This is a genomic window from Ideonella sp. B508-1 (assembly GCF_000333615.1).
Taxonomy (GTDB): Bacteria; Pseudomonadota; Gammaproteobacteria; order Burkholderiales; family Burkholderiaceae_C; genus Ideonella.
Genome location: NZ_BADL01000132.1, coordinates 1 through 17,334, shown reverse-complemented (window position 1 = coordinate 17,334; position 17,334 = coordinate 1). Strand labels below are relative to the sequence as shown.

The window sequence follows — 17,334 nt, the reverse complement described above, 5'->3', positions numbered from 1 at the left end:
AGTGGCCTGAAGATTTTGTTCCGCAGGGCAGGCGGATTGCCGTGATCGGTACCGGTGCGTCGGCGATCCAGTTCATCCCGCACATCCAGAAGAAGGCGGACCGCCTCGTGGTGATGCAGCGTACGCCCCCGTGGGTCGTGGCGAAGGCGGAGCAGGATTTCCCGGCGAACGAGGAACCCCGGCGCGCGCTGGGCCGGCAGCGTCGCCTGCGCTGGGCCTGGATGGCGGGTTTGGATGTATTCGTGGCGCTCACCATGCGCAACATCGGAATGTCTCTCGTTGAAAAGGGTGCCCGTAGTCACCTTCAGAAGTCCGTGGCCGACCCCCAACTGCGGGCCCTTCTGACTCCCCAGTATCGAATCGGCTGCAAGCGGCCCTTGCAGTCGAACGACTTCTACCCAGCCATCACTGCCAACAATGTGGACTACGTGGCCTCCGGCCTGGCGGAAATCCGCGAACGAACCGTTGTCGCGGCGGACGGACGGGAGTTCGAAGTCGACACGATCATCTGGGGCACGGGCTTCACGAACTCGCAAGGCGCGTTCGATCTTGTGCGGGGCCGAGACGGCCGCAGCATGACGGAGGTCTTTGCCGGGACGCCGCGCACCTATCGCGCAACGATGACCGCCGGATTCCCCAATGCGTTCATCGTCATGGGACCCAACGCGGGAACCTACTCCGTGCCCCTTTCGGTCGAAATGCAGTCGCGCTATATCAGGTCTGCCATCGAGGCGATGCGTAGGCAGGATGTGGAGGCCATCGAGGTCCGCCCCGAAGCACAGGATCAGTGGACGCGGTTCAAGGATGCACAGTTCGAGAAGTCCGTTTGGAATCCGGCCGTCGGCGGATGCACCAGCTACTACACGACGCGCGAAGGCATCAATGTCTCGGTATGGCCGGGCACTGTGAAGCAGATGCACAAGGCCATGAGTGCGCCTTTCGACATGGAAAGCTATGTGGTGACGCGCAAGGCGACCACATCACAAGTTGACGCCAGCCGCGCGCCCTCGCGCGGCCAGACCGTGAATAAGGAGACCGTTCAGTGACGAACCTTGCCGTACCGATCCAGATCGCCTACGTGGCTCGTGACTTCCAGGCCATGGAGGATGCTCTGGCCAGGCAGTTTGGCGTCAAGAAGTGGTTTCGCAACTACAACTGGGCGACCGATCCGAGCCGCACCCAGTGGATGGGCAAGCCTGCCAGCTTTGTCGTGAACCAATCGCTGACCTACGTAGGCGACCTGCAGCTGGAGGTCATTGCCCCTGTGTCCGGTGACGACAACCCGTACGAAGAATTTTTGCGCACGTCCGGTCCCGGTCTGCATCACTTGTGCATCGAAGTCGAAGACCTCGACAAGGCGGTCCGCGACTACGCATCCGAAGGTGTGGAGGCTGTCTTCAGCCTCGACATTCCAGGTATGGGGCGGTATGGATACGTTCGCGCGCCGGGCTCAGGCTCTGCCTTGCTCGAGTTGGCGCAGATCTCCGCGGAGGTCAAGAAGCACTTCGAGGCCATGAAGGCCGAGTGTCGGTGAAGAATCGGGCGTTCCAGGATTTCCACAGTCAATAAGCGATGTCACCCGCTCCGCACCCCAAATTCCAGCAGATCCGATACGAGGTTTCGGAGGGCACACTGACCATTGTGCTCAATCGGCCGGAGCAACTGAACGCGTTGACGCAGCAGATGCTCGTGGAGATATTGGCGGCAATGGATCTTGCCGACGCCGACGACGACGTCAAGGCGATCATCTTCACCGGTGCGGGCCGCGCGTACTGCGCTGGCGCAGACATCAGCAGGGGCGCAGACGCTTTCGATCTGCAAGAAGCAGGAGAAACTGTTCCACGCGACGGCGGGGGGCTGATCACGCTTCGCATCTTCGAGTCCAAGAAGCCGGTCATCGCTGCCATCAATGGCAGCGCTGCCGGCGTCGGACTGACGATGACGCTGGCCATGGACGTGCGCTTCGTGGCGGCGGGGGCGAAGCTGGGTTTTGTATTCGCGCGTCGCGGCATCGTGCCCGAGGCGGCGTCTTCCTGGTTTCTGCCTCGCATCGTGGGTATCTCGCGAGCCATGGAGTGGGTCGCGACCGGAAGAATGTTCAGCCCCGATGAGGCACTCGAAGCCGGCTTGGTCCGCAAGGTACTACCGGTGGGCGACGTGCTGCCGGCGGCGCGGGCGCTGGCCCGCGAGATTGCGGACAACGCCGCGCCTGTCAGCGTCGCCCTGTCACGCCGGATGCTGTGGACCGGTCTGACCTTGCCGCACCCGATGGAGGCGCACCGGGCAGATTCGCGCGCAATTCTTGCGCGCGGCCAGACGTCCGACGCGCGCGAGGGTGTGACTTCGTTCCTAGAGAAGCGTGCTCCTGCGTTCGAAGACCGGGTGAGCGACGGTCTTCCGGACATCTTTCCCTGGCTCGAGCCGAAGACGTTCTTGTAGTCCGGCATTCATCGATTCCGCTCGTGGACCGTAAAGCCAGGGTGGCGCACAGTTCCACGCGGGGACATGGCGGTGTCACCACCGTGGACGGCTTGGCGCCCGACATGGAACTGGTGCTCGAGACGGTCCCGCGACCCAAGGACGCCAATCCCGATGGCGACATTTCCGGTGGCTGGGTCATGGCGCAGTGCGACCTGGCTGGCTCGATGATGACAGCCCGTCTTGCGCGGGCGCCGGTCGCGACGGTGTCAGCCAGTGGCTTTGTGTTCAGGCAGCCCGTCCGCGTCGGCGATGTGCTGTCCTTCTACGCGAGGGCGGAGCGCGCCAGGGGCATCTTCATCGCGGCGACGATCCTGGTTCTCACCGAAAGAGTGCACGCGCAGGAGCCCTACGGCAAGGTGACGCAGGCAAACTTCATCTACGAGGTGGTCGGCGCTGAGGGGCTGGCCTGTTCGACCCCGCGGCCGGCCTGCCCCCCAGTCAGCAATCGGTGTTCGTGATTCCGACGTGGCGGCTGTGCTGCATGGAGCCAGATTCAAGCCGCTACATGGGTTCATTAGCGTTTCGCGGCCGGCAGAAGCACTGCAGCACCGAATGCGAAGGGCGTGCTCGCGCCGAGCGCCAGGATGGTGTCGCTCTGGCCCGCATCGATCAGACGCCTCAGGCCGATGCCGAGGTCCGCAGCGCCGACGTGACCATGATCGTGCCCGGTCACCACGACGCGCTCGAGCGGGACGCCGGCGTACTCGGCAATCGCGGGCAGGAAGTTGGGCGACATCTGGTTGCAGACGACTCGTTGTGGTCTGGCCGTCGTGCCCGCAAAGGCCCGGGTGAAGGCGTTGTGGTAGCCCTGGACATACGCGTCGCGGATCTCTGCCAGCGGAACCGGCTGGAAGCGGCGGTAGTTCGTTGACCCCGGGGGCGCGGTGGGATGCCGAGTACCACCGTACTCGACGCGCAGTATCCCTGCGAAAGGTGCATGGCTGGAGAACCCTGTCGACTCCAATTGCCAGAGGGCTGGCGTACGGGTGTTCACTCCAACGATGATGGCAGAGCCACCGTCCCCGTAGGGCCAGAGGTGCGGGGCGGCGTTGTCGGCGCGGTCAACCGTGTCGCTCAGCCGCTCGCCGGCAACGATGGCGGCGTAGCCACCACCTTGCGCTGCGAGCAGACCGCGCACGAGCGGCAGCGCGGACAGGGTGGCCACGCATCCGCATGAGATATCCAAGGGGATGCACGTGCTGGGCATGTCGTGCTGGCGCATCACCTCGATGGCGCAGGACCAGGACCCCAGGTACTCCCGCGACAGGCCGGTCGAGACGACGAACTTCATCTCCGAGGCCGGGATGTCGGCGTGCGCCAGCGCCGCACGCAACGCCCGGGAAGCAAGATTGCCCGGGTGGTCCGCGTCCGAGCCGACAGCGACCTGGCGCCAGCCCGAGTAGTCCTCGACATGGCCGCCGACCGCTGTTGCCAGGTCGACGACTGGGCGGGATGCGGGAAGGCTCACGCCCACGCCATGGATGTTCAGCGCTTCGCTCATGCTGCTGGCCCGGTGGATTGTTCGACGATGGCCTGCACCCCATCGGCCAGTGCCAGCGAGCGTGCCTGGAGTTCGGCTTCGGAGACGTTCTGCATGGGATGCTCGAGGACGATCAGTGGAATGGGTCTGTCGGTCTCGTAATGGACACCGATGCGCTCCACCTGCGAGGCGAAGGGGTGCGTCAGAACCGCAAAGCCGGCGGCGCCCCGCTGCTGCAGCAGGATGGAGTCGAGTGCGCTGCTGGCGGAGCAACTGCCGCAATCCGATACGCCGCAGAAGATGAAGCCGTCGCGCGATACGAGATCCCTCAGTTCGGCATCGTCGAGAGGAACGCCCGCGTTCAACTTGGTCTTGATCTCCTCGCGCACCGCGACGCCGCGGGAACGAAGGATCGCCTGCGCGCCGCGAAGGATCGCCATCGCGTTGGGTTTGTTGTTGTCGACGAAGACAACTTCCCGTTTGCTTGGCGTCATATTGACCTTGAACGCGGGTGGCTTCGGACGCGGGATGGGACTGACCAGGAACTCGCAGCTGACATCGCCGCAGCTCATGACCTTGTCGTCGGGCATGGCGAACTCGCTCATGTGACTCTCCTCTTACTGTGCTGGCGCGATCGCCTTGGTCGCGACGTGGATGCCGCCCGCCCAGCGAGGGATCACGGCCGAGAACTTGCCCCCCTCCTTGCCGGTCTCGATGAAGGACAGCTGGCTTTCCGAGTGCATCGGGCGGCGCGGCTCACCTGGGCGCACCTCCCACATCGGCGCCGGATCGCGTGCGATCCGCCCCACTTCGATGAGGTCGTTGGTGGGGCGCACCGCGCGCTCGTAGATGAAGCGGCGTGCTTCGTCGCGGTTGAAACTCTTCCGCACGAGATCCATGTGGTCAGGGGCCAGCGCGACGACATAGCCACCGGACCGATAGTAGAAGCTCGTTGATCCGAAGTGGGCGATCGTATCGGCGATGGTGCGCAGCACCTGCTCACCGGTAGCGGCATAGTGGTTGTTGACGCTGATGGGCCCTTCGGTGCTCATCACGGCGACGGCGGAGCTTTGTCCCGAAAGGTCGAACTGAGTATGGAACGAAGGCCAGTGCGTGCGCGGATGCTCCGCGATGCAGAACGACAGGCGCCCGGGATGGCCAAGGGTTCCATGGGCCTGCAGCACGCCGCCTGCGCGGCCGCAGAACAGCCGGACCAATTGCGCGAAACGGCCGATGGTCGCGTTGACACGATTGTTCGCGCCGAGCGCGTTTGCCTCATGCTCGAAGCCGAGCTCCTCCACGATGGAGCCACTGGCAAAGACCGTCAGCGAGACACCGCCCGTGGTCACCTCGGAGCCCGAGAGATTCAGCGGCGGGTCCAGCAGCGCTTGGCCGAGAGCGCGCAGGCATCGCCCGTACTCGGGTTTGCACCCCGCCATCACGGCCGCGGCAGCCAGGTGCTCGCCGCGGACCTCGATGTGCTGCTTTTCGATCTTGCCGACGACCTCCGTGGCCGACCAGCCGCAAGCCTGCAGCATTGCGTCGACCAGGGATCCGTAGGGGGGAATGACTGGAAGTCCGTCCGACCAACCAGCCTCGAAACAGCGTTCGATGTCTTGGTAAACCTCCATGCCTGTCGCCACGTTCGCTGTCTCCGAGATGAGGTGGGTGGATGCTCAATATACTGGCGCATGGACAGTAGAGCAATGGGGCAAGTCCGGAGCTTCCCTAGGCTGGGCCTCCGTGAACCTTTCCTGGTATGGAGGAATGCAGACCAGGTCGCCTACCGCCGCGCGCCGAGCAATGATGCCCAGCAAACGTCACGCATTGCGCTACTGTCTCAATGACAGTATAGTCAACGCCTATGTCCTGACCATGGTGCGCAGCAGCTGCCCCATTCGGGATGCCGCATTCAGCACTGGTGGGACTCGACGTGACGGCCGTGACAGTTCAAGAAGAGAAGATTTACGACGCTTTGATCATGGGCGCTGGCTTCGGAGGCTTGCATGCACTGCATCGCCTGCGACAAGACGGCTTCAAGGTAATGGCGTTCGAGGCCGCCGCCGACACCGGCGGCGCCTGGTACTGGAATGGGTATCCGGGCGCCCGCTGTGATGTCGAGAGCCTCGTCTATTGCTACTCGTTCTCGCCCATCATCGACGCGGAGTGGCGGTGGTCGGAGCGCTACGCCGGGCGCGACGAGATTTGCAGGTATCTGCAGTGGGTGGCCACACGGCTGGACTTGCGCAAGGACATTCGTTTCAGCACGAAGATTGTCAAGGCGCATTTCGCCAATGGCGATCAACTGTGGCACCTGCAGACCGAACACGGCGAGGTGTTCCGGGCCCGTCACTTCATTTCGTCGCCGGGGCCGATCTCGACGCCCATCATGCCCGACATTCCCGGCTTGTCGGAGTACAAGGGGCAGATGATCCACACGGCCCGCTGGCCAACGCCTGGTCCGGATCTCGCGGGCAAGCGCGTGGGCGTCATTGGCACCGGGTCGTCAGGGACCCAGTTGATTCCGCTGGTGGCCGAGCAGTGCGCGCATCTGTATGTCTTCATGCGCACGCGCAACTACTACTCGCCCGCGCGGAACAGGCCGCTGACCGACGCGGACTACGAATGGTGGAAGACGCATCGCGCGGAAATCCGCGCCAAGCTCGACAAGAGCGAAGTCAGCGGCGGCGGCGACATCTTCCTGGATGAGGACATCGCCAGGCAGCCGATTTACACCAATGGGGCCGACCTCAGCCGGCAGGAGCGCCTGCAGTTTCTCGAAAGGCGCTGGGAACTTGGCGGTGCGATGGTCGGTTATGCATTCCGCGACGTGTTCACAAGTCCGGAGGTCAATGCCGATGTCTCCGATTTCCTGCGCAGCAAGGTTCGGACCTTCGTGAGAGATCCGGAACTCGCCGAAAAGCTCGAGCCGGGGAAGTTCCCCTTCGGCACCAAGCGCCCGTGCGTCGGCACTCGCTACTTCGAGACCTTCGAGCGTCCGAACGTGAGCCTCGTGGACGTCAAGGCCACGCCGATGGAGCGACTGACCGAAAAGGGTGCCGTGGTCGCCGGCAAGGAGTACGAGATCGACGTGCTCATTCTCGCGTCGGGTTTCGATGCGGTCACGGGCGCGCTGACGAGCATCGACATTCGAGGCGAGAGCGGCCGATCATTGAAGCAGGTCTGGGCCGAGGGGACCGCCAGTCTGCTGGGAATCTCACTGGTGGAGTTTCCGAACTTCTACATGATCGGTGGCCCTGGCAGCCCTTCAGTGCTGACCAACGTGGTGCGGACCAATGAATTCCAGGTCGACTGGATCGCGGACCTGTTGTGCGAGATGCGCAAGAGCGGGAACGCGACCGCACGAGTGAAGCCGCGGGCTCAACAGGCGTGGACCGAAAAGGTGGAAAAGGCGGCCACCTACGGCGTCTGGGGGAAGACCGACAGTTGGTATATCGGCGCAAACGTGCCCGGCAAGAAGCGACAGATCCTCGCGTTCACCGGAGGCATGCTCAATTACCGAAAGGCCTGCAACCAGGAGCGAGATTCCAGGTTTGACTCGTACGAGTTCTCGGCCGCGCCGTAGGGCGGCGCGGCCGCCATACCTCTTCAAGACATCCTGAAAGCCCGCGCCAACGCATCGCGGCGCAGGCGCAGGCTGGTCTGTACCAGAGGGACCGCACTTTCGATCGCGGCGAAGCCGTGGAATGCGCCGGGAATGACGTGAAGTTCCGTCGGAACGCCCGCACGAATCAGGCGCCGGGCGTATTCAAGGTCCTCCTCGAGGAACAGATCGAGTGCACCGACCATGATGAAGGTCGGCGGTAGACCTGCCAAGTCCGACGCCCGCGCCGGCACGGCCTGTGCCGGAACGTCCGGCGAACCTGGCTCTGTACCCAGCAGCGCGCGCCAACCGAAGCTGTTGCTCGATGATTTCCACACGAACTCGCCGCAATAGGGATGTGCGGCCGACGTGCTCCCGGTTCGATCATCGAGCATAGGTGCTTCGAGCAACTGCAGGCAGACCGAGACCTCGCCGCGTTGAAGGGCCAGGCGCGACAGGGCGGCTGCGTGACCTCCGCCTGCGCTTTCACCGTAGACCGCGATGCGGGCACGGTCCACGTCCAGGGCCTGTGCCTGCTCGTGCAGCCAGAGCAGGGCGGCGTAGCAGTCCTCGAGCGCGCCCGGAAAGCGGGTCTCCGGCGCCAGGCGGTAGGCCACCGACACGGCGACGCAGCCCAGGTCGGTGACCAGCGAGCGCATCAAGGGATCTCCAACCTCGGGCGCACCGAACACGAAGCCGCCTCCGTGAATGTGCAAGAGGGCAGGGCGTGGTCTGTCGGACTGCTCGGCTGGGGTATAGACCAATACACGTACCGCAGGCGCCCCTGCCGGCCCGGGCAGCATTCGCTCTTCGCAGTGCACCTTGGCCAGCGTGGGTGGTAGTGACGGGCGCTTGGCAACCGTTGCCGACAGGCCGGCCCGGACCGCCGGTAGCACGGTGTCGTTCAGATCGAAGCAGGGCAGAGCGTGGAGCGTAGGGATCAGTTCGCTGGCGATCAGATAGAAGGTTTTTGGTTTGATTGACGTCTGCATGGAAGTGGAACTTGAAAGGTCGGGAAGGCGGGTTGAGCCGGGTTCGCAAACGCTCAGGCAAGGCCGAGCCAGACGGTCTTGGTCTCCAGGTAGGCGTCCAGACCTTCGCGTCCCATTTCCCGGCCCAGGCCGGAGGCCTTGACGCCGCCGAAAGGCGCGGCTGGGTCGATCCAGCCCCATCCGTTGACAAAGACGAAGCCGGCGCGCAAGCCTTTGGCCATCCGGTGGGCAACGGCGACGTCCCGGGTCCACACGCCGGCGGCCAGTCCGTATTCGGAGTCGTTGGCTCGGCGAATCAATTCCTCAACGCTGTCGTAAGGGTGAGCCACGAGGACTGGACCGAAGATCTCCTCTCGGCTGATGCGCATGTCGTCTGAAGTGCAGGCGAACAGGGTGGGTTCGATGAACCAGCCATCGGGGCTCTTGACGCCACGGCCACCGCCGGTGACTAGCTCGGCACCCTCGGCCTTGCCCAGCTCAATGTAGCGCCGCACGCGATCGTACTGCTCGGCCGATACCACCGGCCCAAGTTGCGTCTTCGGGTCAAGGCCATGCCCGAGACGCTGAGTGCGCGCACGTTCGGCGATCCCGCTCACAACCTTGTCGAAATGGTCGCGGTGAACGTAGAGGCGGGAACCGGCGAAGCAGGCCTGGCCGGTATTCTGGTAGATCGCGTAGAACGATCCCAGCGTCGCCGCGTCCAGGTCTGCGTCCGGCATGATGATGTTGGCCGACTTGCCGCCCAGTTCCAGCGTCACGTGCTTGAGCGTCGCGCCGGCACTGGCGGCGATCTTGCGCCCCACTTCGGTGGACCCCGTGAACGCGATCTTGTCGATGCCCGGATGCTTCACGAGCGCTTCGCCAGTCGCTGCGCCACCGGTGACCACGTTCAGCACGCCGGCCGGAATGCCTGCTTCGAGCGCAAGCTCGGCAAGGCGCAGCGCGGTAAGCGACGTCTGCTCTGCCGGCTTGAGAACGACGGTGCAACCCGCCGCCAGGGCGGGGGCGACCTTCAGGCTGGCCATCAGCAGCGGGAAGTTCCAGGGCACGATCATGGCGCACACCCCGACCGGCTGCTTGAGCGTGTAGACGAACTGGTCAGGCGCGCTATGGGGCACCGTCTCGCCGCTGATCTTGGTCGGCCAGCCGGCGGCGTACTGGAATGCCTCGACACACAGGCGGATGTCGACCTTGCGTGCGATGCGTGCGGGCTTGCCGTTGTCCAGGGCTTCGAGTTCTGCCAACTCGTCCCCGTGTTGGTCGATAAGCGCGGCCAAGCGAGCAATGACCTGGCCGCGGTCAATGGGGGTCAGCCGGGACCAAGGGCCATCGAAGGCTGCCCGTGCGGCCCGTACTGCGCGATCGATGTCCTGAACCCCAGCTTCGGCGATCACCGCAATGGACTTGCCCGTGGCGGGGTCGGGCGTGGTGAAGTGGGCGCCTTCCACAGGATCAACCCATACGCCGTCGATAAGAAGCTTATGTGTGCGCGCCGCAAATTCGCGTACGGCAGGTGTGGCGGCGTCTGGAATCGTGAATGCGGTCATGAATGTCACTTAGGTAGTGAGTTCGTGGACATCGTATCTCATTACTGTCATACTGTCAGTATAGAAGAATCGTTCGCATTGGAAGCAAAGGAACAGACATGGCGAAGGTCAAGGCGGCGTTGCTGGAGAAGGTTGGGGCGCCGCTGGTGATCGATGAGGTGGAGCTGGACAGCCCTCGTGAAGGAGAAGTCCTCGTCCAGGTCCGCGCCAGCGGGCTTTGCCATTCGGACTTGAGCTACATCGACCATGACTACGGGTTTCGTCTGCCCATCGTGCTGGGCCATGAAGTTGCCGGTGTCGTGGCGGAGGTGGGGCCGGGCGTGCGAAGTCTGGCTCCTGGAGATCATGTCGTCACCTGCCTGTCCGGCCACTGCGGCCTGTGCACCATGTGCGTTCAGGGCAAGACCTGGCTATGTACGGAGCAGCACCGTGTGCTGGGACGCAACAAAGGAATGCCATCGCGAATCTCTCGTGGCGGCGCACGAGTGACTCAGTCCGCGCACATCGGCGGCCTGGCGGAGCGGGTGCTCGTCTCCGAACTGGCCACGGTACGGGTTCGCTCCGACTTGGCGCTCGACCGGGCGGCACTGCTGGGCTGCAGTGTGGTCACGGGCGTTGGCGCTGCAACAAAGGCGGCGTGCATCCACGCGGGCGACAAGGTGGTCGTCGTCGGGTGCGGTGCCGTCGGCCTGAACATCGTGCAGGGGGCGCGACTGGCCGGTGCAGGCTTCGTGGTCGCCGTCGACGTCGACGACGCTAAGCTTGGTCTGGCCGTGCAGTTCGGCGCTGATGCGGTGGTGGATGCTCAGGCGGGCGATGCCGTTGCGGCCGTGCGTGAGTTGACCGGCGGCGGCGCTGACCATGCGTTCGAGGTGGTGGGCGTCGCGAAGACCGCCGCACAGGTGACGAAGATGGCAGCAAAGGGGGGCTCGGTCTATCTCGTGGGTCAACCCACGCCGCAAGTGGAATACGCCTTCAACGCCTTTGACCTCGTCACTTCCGCCAAGTCGGTGCAGGGGGTTCTGATGGGGGCCACGCAGTTTCGACTCGACATTCCGCGCTACGCCGACCTGTACAGCCGTGGCCGCATCAAGCTGGACGAACTGGTTGGGCAGCACGTGCGCCTGGAGGACGTCAACAAAGCGTTTCAAGCGATGCGCGACCGGACTTCGGTGGGGCGCACAGTGGTCGTGTTCGACTGAACTCTTCTGCTCTTGCTGCCGCCGGTGCAGTCGGCGGCCGGAGGTGGGCGGCTGGCGACATGCCGTGTCGCGCCTAAGGCCCCGCGAATGCGCGGAGTCCTGTCCCCGCAGAGCCAACTTCGCCCTGTACGGGATTTTCCGAAGCTGAAGGTGCCGCAGTCCCCCGGGGTTGGCTGTGTCCTCACCATCAAGGTCCCCGATCTCGATGACCGTTGCGGGTTTCTCCTAGACCGGCGACTCTTCAATACTGTCACCATGACAGCTGTAGACATTAGTAGACATTAGAAGTCGCAGTTGATTCTGGGGAACCGATATGAAGGCAATGGCAGTCCCGGTCGGCACCACGGTGCCCATGTCGTTCCTCTTATCGGCGCTGCGGCATCTCCAGGCACCCGCTCACGAAGTCGAGGCGCTCCTGCTCCGAAAAGGCATCGACCCCGGGTCGCTGAAGAGCCGGACGGCGCGAATCCCGTTGACACGCTACGCTGATTTGCAACTGGCGGTGCGGCGCATGATGGACGACGAATCGCTCGGCTATGTCTCCGTGCCATCCAAGGTGGGCACCTGGCAGATGGCCTGCTTTTCTGCCGTGCACCCGGGTTCGATCGGCCACTCGCTGGGGAGGATGTGCAGGTTCTACCGCCTGCTTGAGCGAGGCTTGTCCCCACGACTGATTGTCGAAGGCGACGACGCGTTGATCGAGATGGTGGGGACCGAGTCGGATCCCCAACCGGATCTGTACATGTACGAAATGACTTACATGACCATGTGGCGTTTCGTGTCATGGTTGCTCAAGCGCCCGGTGTCGCTCTATTCGGTGACGCTGCCGCACGCAGCGCCCGAGCACGTGGACGAGTATGAATGGATGTTTCCGGGGGCGCAGGCCGTATTTGGACGGCCGCGCGCGGCTCTCCGCTTCGATCGGGCGGTACTCGATCTCCCGGTTCGGCGAGATGGGCGCGATCTTCAGGAACTGCTCCAGAACGACGTCCAGGAGATTACCTGCGGCGCGATCGATGATCGCATTTGGGCGGACCGGCTTCGCACGCTCCTCACGAAGAAGCTTCCCTGGCTGCCCGAGTTCGAAGAGGTCGCAGCACAGTTCTCGATCCATCCGCAGACTCTGAGGCGGCGTCTGGCGTGCGAAGGTTTCTCTTTCAGCGAGATCAGGGACCAGGTTCGTTGCGAAGCCGCCAAATACTACCTGAGCAAGCAGTTTCTGCCCGTCGAGGAAGTCGCGCAACGATCGGGATTCTCGGAGGCGAGCAGTCTCATTCGCGCCTTCAATCGCTGGACTGGTATGACGCCGTCCGCCTACGCGAAGCAACGGTCCCACCGTGGCTCGGATGCCCAACGTGCTGACGGCTCGCGGAAGGTGGGATCGGAGGCGCAAGGCGATTCCCCTCATCGTCAGAGCTTGAGCGGCGGCTAGCCGCGTCCTGGCGCAGCGAGTTGCGCCGGCCAAAAGGAGACAGGAATGAAAATGCGGTATGCAATGGCCGTGGTCGCTGCAGCGGGCGGCCTTTTCCTGACAGCAGGGCACGGTGCAGCGTCGCTGGCGGGCGGCAAAGTGCTGCCGGTGGATGACGGTGAAGGCGGGCAGCCGCTGGCCACTGCAGGCTTGGTCAACCATCCATATACCTATGGCGCACAGTGTGCGATCCATGGCTACCAGACGACGTGTGTTCCGTCCGGAGCTCTCAGCATCACCGCACTCTTTCAGCACAGCCCGTGACGACGCGCAGCGCCGGGGCGCCGCCGGGTTCCGTTCTACAGGGGCAGTGTCGCTCCCAGCAATTCCTCTGTGACACGCCACAACTCCTGTGCCAAGCCGGAGTCCCGTGCGTAGGGCATCACGCCGTGGAGGAAATTGGGCTGACAGATCGGCCGCGCTACGCTGCAGTCTTCAAGGTAGGCAGAACCTAGGTCGTGGAGCATGGCGGCGGTAGCGGCCCAAGCAGTCGTCGCGGCTCCGGCAGCGATTGTCTTCCAGCGCGATGTGGTGCCTGCTGATTCAATGCGCCTGTCGATCGCTGCCCTTTCAGCTGCGTTCAGATGGCGTGCAAGCTCCGTCTTGATCAGCCCGGGATGAACCGCAAAGCCTGTCACGCCGTCTTCGGCCATGCGCTGATGCACCTGGACGGCAAGCAGCGCGGCGGCGGTCTTGGACTGCCCATACGCAGCCCAGCGGTCGTAGGGGCGCCTCAGAAAGGATGGATCGTCCAGGTTCACCGACGCGAGGTGATGTGCGGATGAACTGAGCGACACAAACCTTGCGGATCGGGCGGACCTCAGCATGCGGCTTAGCCTGCTCGTCAGGAATGCATGGCCGACATAGTTGGTCATGAACTGCGCTTCCATCCCGGAATGGGTGCGTGTCAGGGGGCAGGCCATGACGCCGGAGTTGCAGATGAGGATGTCCACCGGCCGGCCAAGCGATTCCACGGCATTGGCGAAGGCGAGAATGCTGGATTCCAGCATGAGGTCGAGCCGATGGACACTGACCTCCGACCAAGGAGAACTCGCGGCGATGCGCTGCTTGGCGTTCATCAACGCCTGTTCATCGCGCGCACCCAGGAACACATGGGCGCCGGCCAGCGCAAGCGCACTCGCGGTTTCCAGGCCGATGCCCGTCGAGGCGCCGGTGATCACGGCCAGCTTGCCGTGGAGGCGGGCGCCCGCACAGACTTCGGCAGCGGTCAGCGCGGCTCCCCCCGGCAGGCCGATCGTTGAGTCCTTCATCAAAATATCCTCTGTGCTGATCTGGCTAGCGTGCCATCGGGCGCGCCACCTGCACTGTCTTCTCAGCACACGTGGATTGACGCTGAAGACGAATTCGAGGGCGATTGCGCGTGTCGATTGCGCCGCGGCGCGGGCAGCGCTGCGCTCCTGATGGACGGATGTCGCCCGGCGTCAATGTGCTTGTCCGGCATGGTCATTGGTGCTGTCGTGCGCGAGCCCTAGACTGCGCGGGACTCCAAATCGCCAGCATGAGCCAGTACCAAACCATCCTGTACGAAGTCACGAACCGCGTGGCGACCATCACACTGAACCGGCCGAAGGCGATGAATGCCTTCGACGCGGACATGCGCAGAGAACTGATGTCCGCGATATCGCAGGCTGCAGGCGACGACGGCGTGCGCGCGGTGATTCTCACCGGCGCGGGGCGCCACTTCTCGGCAGGGGCGGATCTCACCGAAAACGTGACTGCAGATGCCCTGCCGCAGTTTCAACTCGAGGATGAGTTCAAGCCGGGTCTCCTGGCCATCGCTCAGGCCCCCAAGCCATTCCTGGCGGCCGTCAACGGTGCCGCATCCGGCGTGGCGGGGGGCTACGTCATGGTCTGCGACATGGTCGTGATGGCGGAGAACGCCTTTCTCCACGCGGCCTTCGGCGCGGTCGGCCTGATTCCTGACGGAGGTGTTACTTGGCAGTTGCAGCACCACCTTGGCAGCAAGCGGGCGTACGAGATGATCGCGCTCGGGGAAAAACTGTCTGCGGCACGCTGTGTGCAACTGGGCATTGCGAATAGGGTCACCCCTGCAGAGTCGCTTCTGCAGGACACCCGCGCGCTGGCCGAACGGCTTGCGCAGCAGGCGCCGCTTGCGTTGCGCTATGCCAAGCAGGCCCTGCGCAAGGTCGCGGTCGGAATGGAGTTCGGTGATGCCGTCTCCTACGAAGCCGCGCTGCAGAATCGTCTTTCCAAAAGCGAGGATGTGCGCGAGGGTGTGCGCGCCTTTCTCGAGAAGCGCACGCCGGTCTTCAACGGACGCTGAAGCGAAACGGACTAAAAATGCAAAAGTATCGTGCGCCAATTCGGGACCAGCTGTTCTACCTGAACGAGTTGCCTGCAGTTTCTGCGGATGATCGGGCGCAGTCCACAGTTTCGGGCGATGGAACTGAATCCGCTGCGATGATCCTGGAGGCGATCGGCAAGTTCGCGGAGCGCGAGTTGTTGCCACTGAACAGCACCGGTGACCGCGAAGGCGCCCGTTGGGACAATGGCAGCGTGACGACACCGTCTGGATTCAAGCAGGCCTACGAGCGATTTGTGCAAGCGGGCTGGACGCGGCTGGGTCATCCGGAAGAGCACGGCGGCCAGCCCGTGCCTTATGCGCTCAAGCTCGCCGGCGACGAGATCCTGAACAGTGCCAACCAGGCTTGGTGCATCTACACACACCTCGGGGACGGCGCGCTCAAGACCCTGATTCGATTTGCGGAGCGCGACCAAGTAGAAGCCATCGTGCCCAAACTGGTCAGCGGCGAATGGACAGGCACCATGTGCCTGACGGAGCCGCAGTGCGGTTCCGACCTGAACCTGCTGCGCACGCGAGCCGAGCCGACCGAAAATGGACGCTATCGCATCCATGGCAGCAAGATGTTCATCTCGTCCGGCGAGCATGACTGGACAGACAACATCGTGCACCTGGTGCTGGCGCGCTTGCCGGACGCGCCGCCCGGAACGCGCGGCATCTCGCTGTTCGCCGTGCCCAAGCGGCTGCCTGGACCCGATGGCACGCTGGGCGCGATCAACAACGTGCACTGCGTCTCGATCGAAGACAAGATGGGCCTCAAAGCGTCTGCGACCTGTTCCATGGCTTTCGACGGCGCCGAGGGCTGGATGGTGGGGCCGCCCAACCGGGGTCTGAACTGCATGTTCCTCTTCGTGAACAAATCGCGTCTGGGAGTTGCAGTGCAGGGGGTGGCCCAGGCTGAAGCGGCCTACCAGGACAGCCTGGCCTACGCGCACGAGCGCCTTGCTGGGCGCGCGCCAGGCAGCGCGCGCGAACCCGCCGATGCGCTGGTGGCCCATGCGGACGTGCGCAGGATGCTGCTGACGCAACGGGCCGTCGCAGAGGGTGGGCGCGCACTGGCCTATCTTTGCGCGAAGTGGGTCGAGATCGCCGACGGCGAGGACGCTGCTGCACATGAGGAGGCGGAGCAGCGCCTCGCATTGCTCACGCCCATCGCAAAGGGCGTGTTGACCGAGTTGGCGGGCGAAGCCACGGATCTGGCCATCCAGATCCACGGCGGGCACGGCTACATCAAGGAGACGGGCGTGGAACAGCGTGCCCGCGACATCCGGATTGCCCGCATCTACGAGGGTACGACCGCGATCCAGGCCATGGACCTGCTCGGACGCAAGGTGCTGGGCCCGCAGCGCGCCGTGCTGGGCCGCTTCATCGACGAGATCCAGGTGCTGTGCGCCCGCGCTCCGGCCGCGGGAAATGAGCGCATGGTTCAACGCCTGCAGGCTGCGGCGGCCACTTGGCGAAAGGTGACCGACGACATCGCCGACAAGGCGCGATCCGATGCCCACCTTGTCGGTGCGATCGCCGTCGACTACCTGATGCTCTCGGGCTACGTGACGCTGGGATACCTGTGGGCTCAGGCCGCCGAAGTGTCTGCGCGTCGACTTGCAGACAGCGGGAGTGATGCAGCCTTCTATCGCGCCAAGCGGCAGACTGCCCAGTTCTACTTCGACAAGCTTCTTCCGCGAATGGCGGTGCATCAAGCGTGCATCGAAGCGGGTTCAGAGGCCATGCTGAACGTGGATGATGCCTTGCGTCTTGCGGAGGCCTGAGAGTTTGAAATTCTGTTCGCTCGCCGGCCGACGCCTTGGAGCGGGTTGACGAGAGAGGCTGCGTAAGCGTCCGGCCAAGTCATCTTGAAGCCGGTGATGCCGGTGTTCAGGACGCTGGCGCAGAGCGCGCTGGCGGCCTACCCATTCTGCGACCACGTCTTCGTCTTCTGCGGCCGGCGAGGCGGCATCCTGAAGGTGCTGTGACTGGCGTATGCCGGTGTTCAAGCAAGCGCCTCAGCTGGTGGCCTGACGGTGTCGACTCGCGGCCTTGCCCTGCAGGCTCGTGCGTAAGCGGCCAGCCGTCCCGTCTTGACGCGTCCCCGTGGATCAAGGCCCGTTGACTTCGTCGGTGATCTCGTCGTGTTCGAAGAAGCGCCCCACCGCACGGTCGAGGCGCTTGAGCAGCGCGTTCAACGACTCGCCATCGCGGCGCACGAGCATCGC

The 17,334-nt window shown here is 63.9% G+C and carries 16 protein-coding genes; 10 read left to right on the top strand and 6 right to left on the bottom strand.

Going from position 1 to position 17,334, the window contains the following annotated elements; translation table 11 throughout:
- From I73_RS33100 to I73_RS26240, 4 genes are all read left to right on the top strand, one after another.
- The coding region (locus I73_RS33100) for an NAD(P)/FAD-dependent oxidoreductase (protein ID WP_022979775.1) at positions 1–1,046 on the top strand (1,046 nt) is incomplete at its 5' end.
- Entirely contained in the window at positions 1,043–1,534 is a 492-nt protein-coding gene (locus tag I73_RS05930; RefSeq protein WP_022979774.1) for a VOC family protein, read from the top strand. The genes I73_RS33100 and I73_RS05930, both read left to right, overlap by 4 nt.
- Positions 1,535–1,572: 38 nt before the next feature.
- Positions 1,573–2,439, top strand: a complete 867-nt coding sequence (locus I73_RS05925; protein ID WP_022979773.1) for an enoyl-CoA hydratase-related protein — start codon at positions 1,573–1,575, stop codon at positions 2,437–2,439.
- A 104-nt stretch (positions 2,440–2,543) separates the two neighbouring features.
- A complete protein-coding gene (locus I73_RS26240) occupies positions 2,544–2,939 on the top strand; it encodes an acyl-CoA thioesterase (RefSeq protein ID WP_051049065.1) in 396 nt (131 codons plus the stop codon).
- A 56-nt stretch (positions 2,940–2,995) separates the two neighbouring features.
- On the opposite strand, the gene I73_RS05915 is transcribed toward I73_RS26240, so the two are convergent.
- Genes I73_RS05915 through I73_RS05905 form a run of 3 tightly spaced genes read right to left on the bottom strand, consistent with a single transcriptional unit; the run spans position 2,996 to position 5,592 of the window.
- On the bottom strand, positions 2,996–3,982 hold the full coding sequence (locus I73_RS05915) for a 3-oxoacyl-[acyl-carrier-protein] synthase III C-terminal domain-containing protein (protein ID WP_022979771.1): 987 nt from the start codon (positions 3,980–3,982) through the stop codon (positions 2,996–2,998).
- The gene (locus I73_RS05910) at positions 3,979–4,566 is read right to left on the bottom strand and encodes a hypothetical protein (protein WP_022979770.1); all 588 of its coding nucleotides are present in this window, start codon (positions 4,564–4,566) and stop codon (positions 3,979–3,981) included. The genes I73_RS05915 and I73_RS05910 overlap by 4 nt, the downstream gene beginning before the upstream one ends.
- A 12-nt stretch (positions 4,567–4,578) precedes the next feature.
- Positions 4,579–5,592: a hypothetical protein gene (locus I73_RS05905; protein WP_148289703.1), complete on the bottom strand. Its 1,014-nt coding sequence runs from the start codon at positions 5,590–5,592 to the stop codon at positions 4,579–4,581.
- A 290-nt stretch (positions 5,593–5,882) separates the two neighbouring features.
- Between I73_RS05905 and I73_RS05900 the strand changes: the two genes are divergently transcribed.
- On the top strand, positions 5,883–7,547 hold the full coding sequence (locus tag I73_RS05900) for an NAD(P)/FAD-dependent oxidoreductase (protein WP_022979768.1): 1,665 nt from the start codon (positions 5,883–5,885) through the stop codon (positions 7,545–7,547).
- A 23-nt stretch (positions 7,548–7,570) separates the two neighbouring features.
- On the opposite strand, the gene I73_RS05895 is transcribed toward I73_RS05900, so the two are convergent.
- Together I73_RS05895 and I73_RS05890 are read right to left on the bottom strand one after the other, a co-directional pair.
- Positions 7,571–8,557: an alpha/beta hydrolase gene (locus I73_RS05895; RefSeq protein WP_022979767.1), complete on the bottom strand. Its 987-nt coding sequence runs from the start codon at positions 8,555–8,557 to the stop codon at positions 7,571–7,573.
- Positions 8,558–8,610: 53 nt separating this feature from the next.
- Positions 8,611–10,104, bottom strand: coding sequence for an aldehyde dehydrogenase (locus I73_RS05890; RefSeq protein WP_026096366.1), 1,494 nt, complete (start codon positions 10,102–10,104; stop codon positions 8,611–8,613).
- A gap of 98 nt (positions 10,105–10,202) precedes the next feature.
- Between I73_RS05890 and I73_RS05885 the strand changes: the two genes are divergently transcribed.
- From I73_RS05885 to I73_RS32415, 3 genes are all read left to right on the top strand, one after another.
- Positions 10,203–11,306, top strand: a complete 1,104-nt coding sequence (locus tag I73_RS05885) for a zinc-binding dehydrogenase (protein WP_022979765.1) — start codon at positions 10,203–10,205, stop codon at positions 11,304–11,306.
- A gap of 313 nt (positions 11,307–11,619) precedes the next feature.
- The gene (locus tag I73_RS05880) at positions 11,620–12,738 is read left to right on the top strand and encodes an AraC family transcriptional regulator (protein ID WP_040499700.1); all 1,119 of its coding nucleotides are present in this window, start codon (positions 11,620–11,622) and stop codon (positions 12,736–12,738) included.
- A 45-nt stretch (positions 12,739–12,783) separates the two neighbouring features.
- On the top strand, positions 12,784–13,041 hold the full coding sequence (locus I73_RS32415) for a hypothetical protein (protein ID WP_148289702.1): 258 nt from the start codon (positions 12,784–12,786) through the stop codon (positions 13,039–13,041).
- Positions 13,042–13,076: 35 nt separating this feature from the next.
- Here the strand turns inward: I73_RS32415 and I73_RS05875 are convergent, their stop codons facing one another.
- A complete protein-coding gene (locus I73_RS05875) occupies positions 13,077–14,048 on the bottom strand; it encodes an SDR family NAD(P)-dependent oxidoreductase (RefSeq protein WP_022979763.1) in 972 nt (323 codons plus the stop codon).
- Positions 14,049–14,296: 248 nt separating this feature from the next.
- Between I73_RS05875 and I73_RS05870 the strand changes: the two genes are divergently transcribed.
- The gene (locus tag I73_RS05870) at positions 14,297–15,082 is read left to right on the top strand and encodes an enoyl-CoA hydratase/isomerase family protein (protein ID WP_022979762.1); all 786 of its coding nucleotides are present in this window, start codon (positions 14,297–14,299) and stop codon (positions 15,080–15,082) included.
- A gap of 17 nt (positions 15,083–15,099) precedes the next feature.
- Positions 15,100–16,890, top strand: coding sequence for an acyl-CoA dehydrogenase C-terminal domain-containing protein (locus I73_RS05865; protein ID WP_022979761.1), 1,791 nt, complete (start codon positions 15,100–15,102; stop codon positions 16,888–16,890).
- Positions 16,891–17,334: the final 444 nt, after the last annotated feature.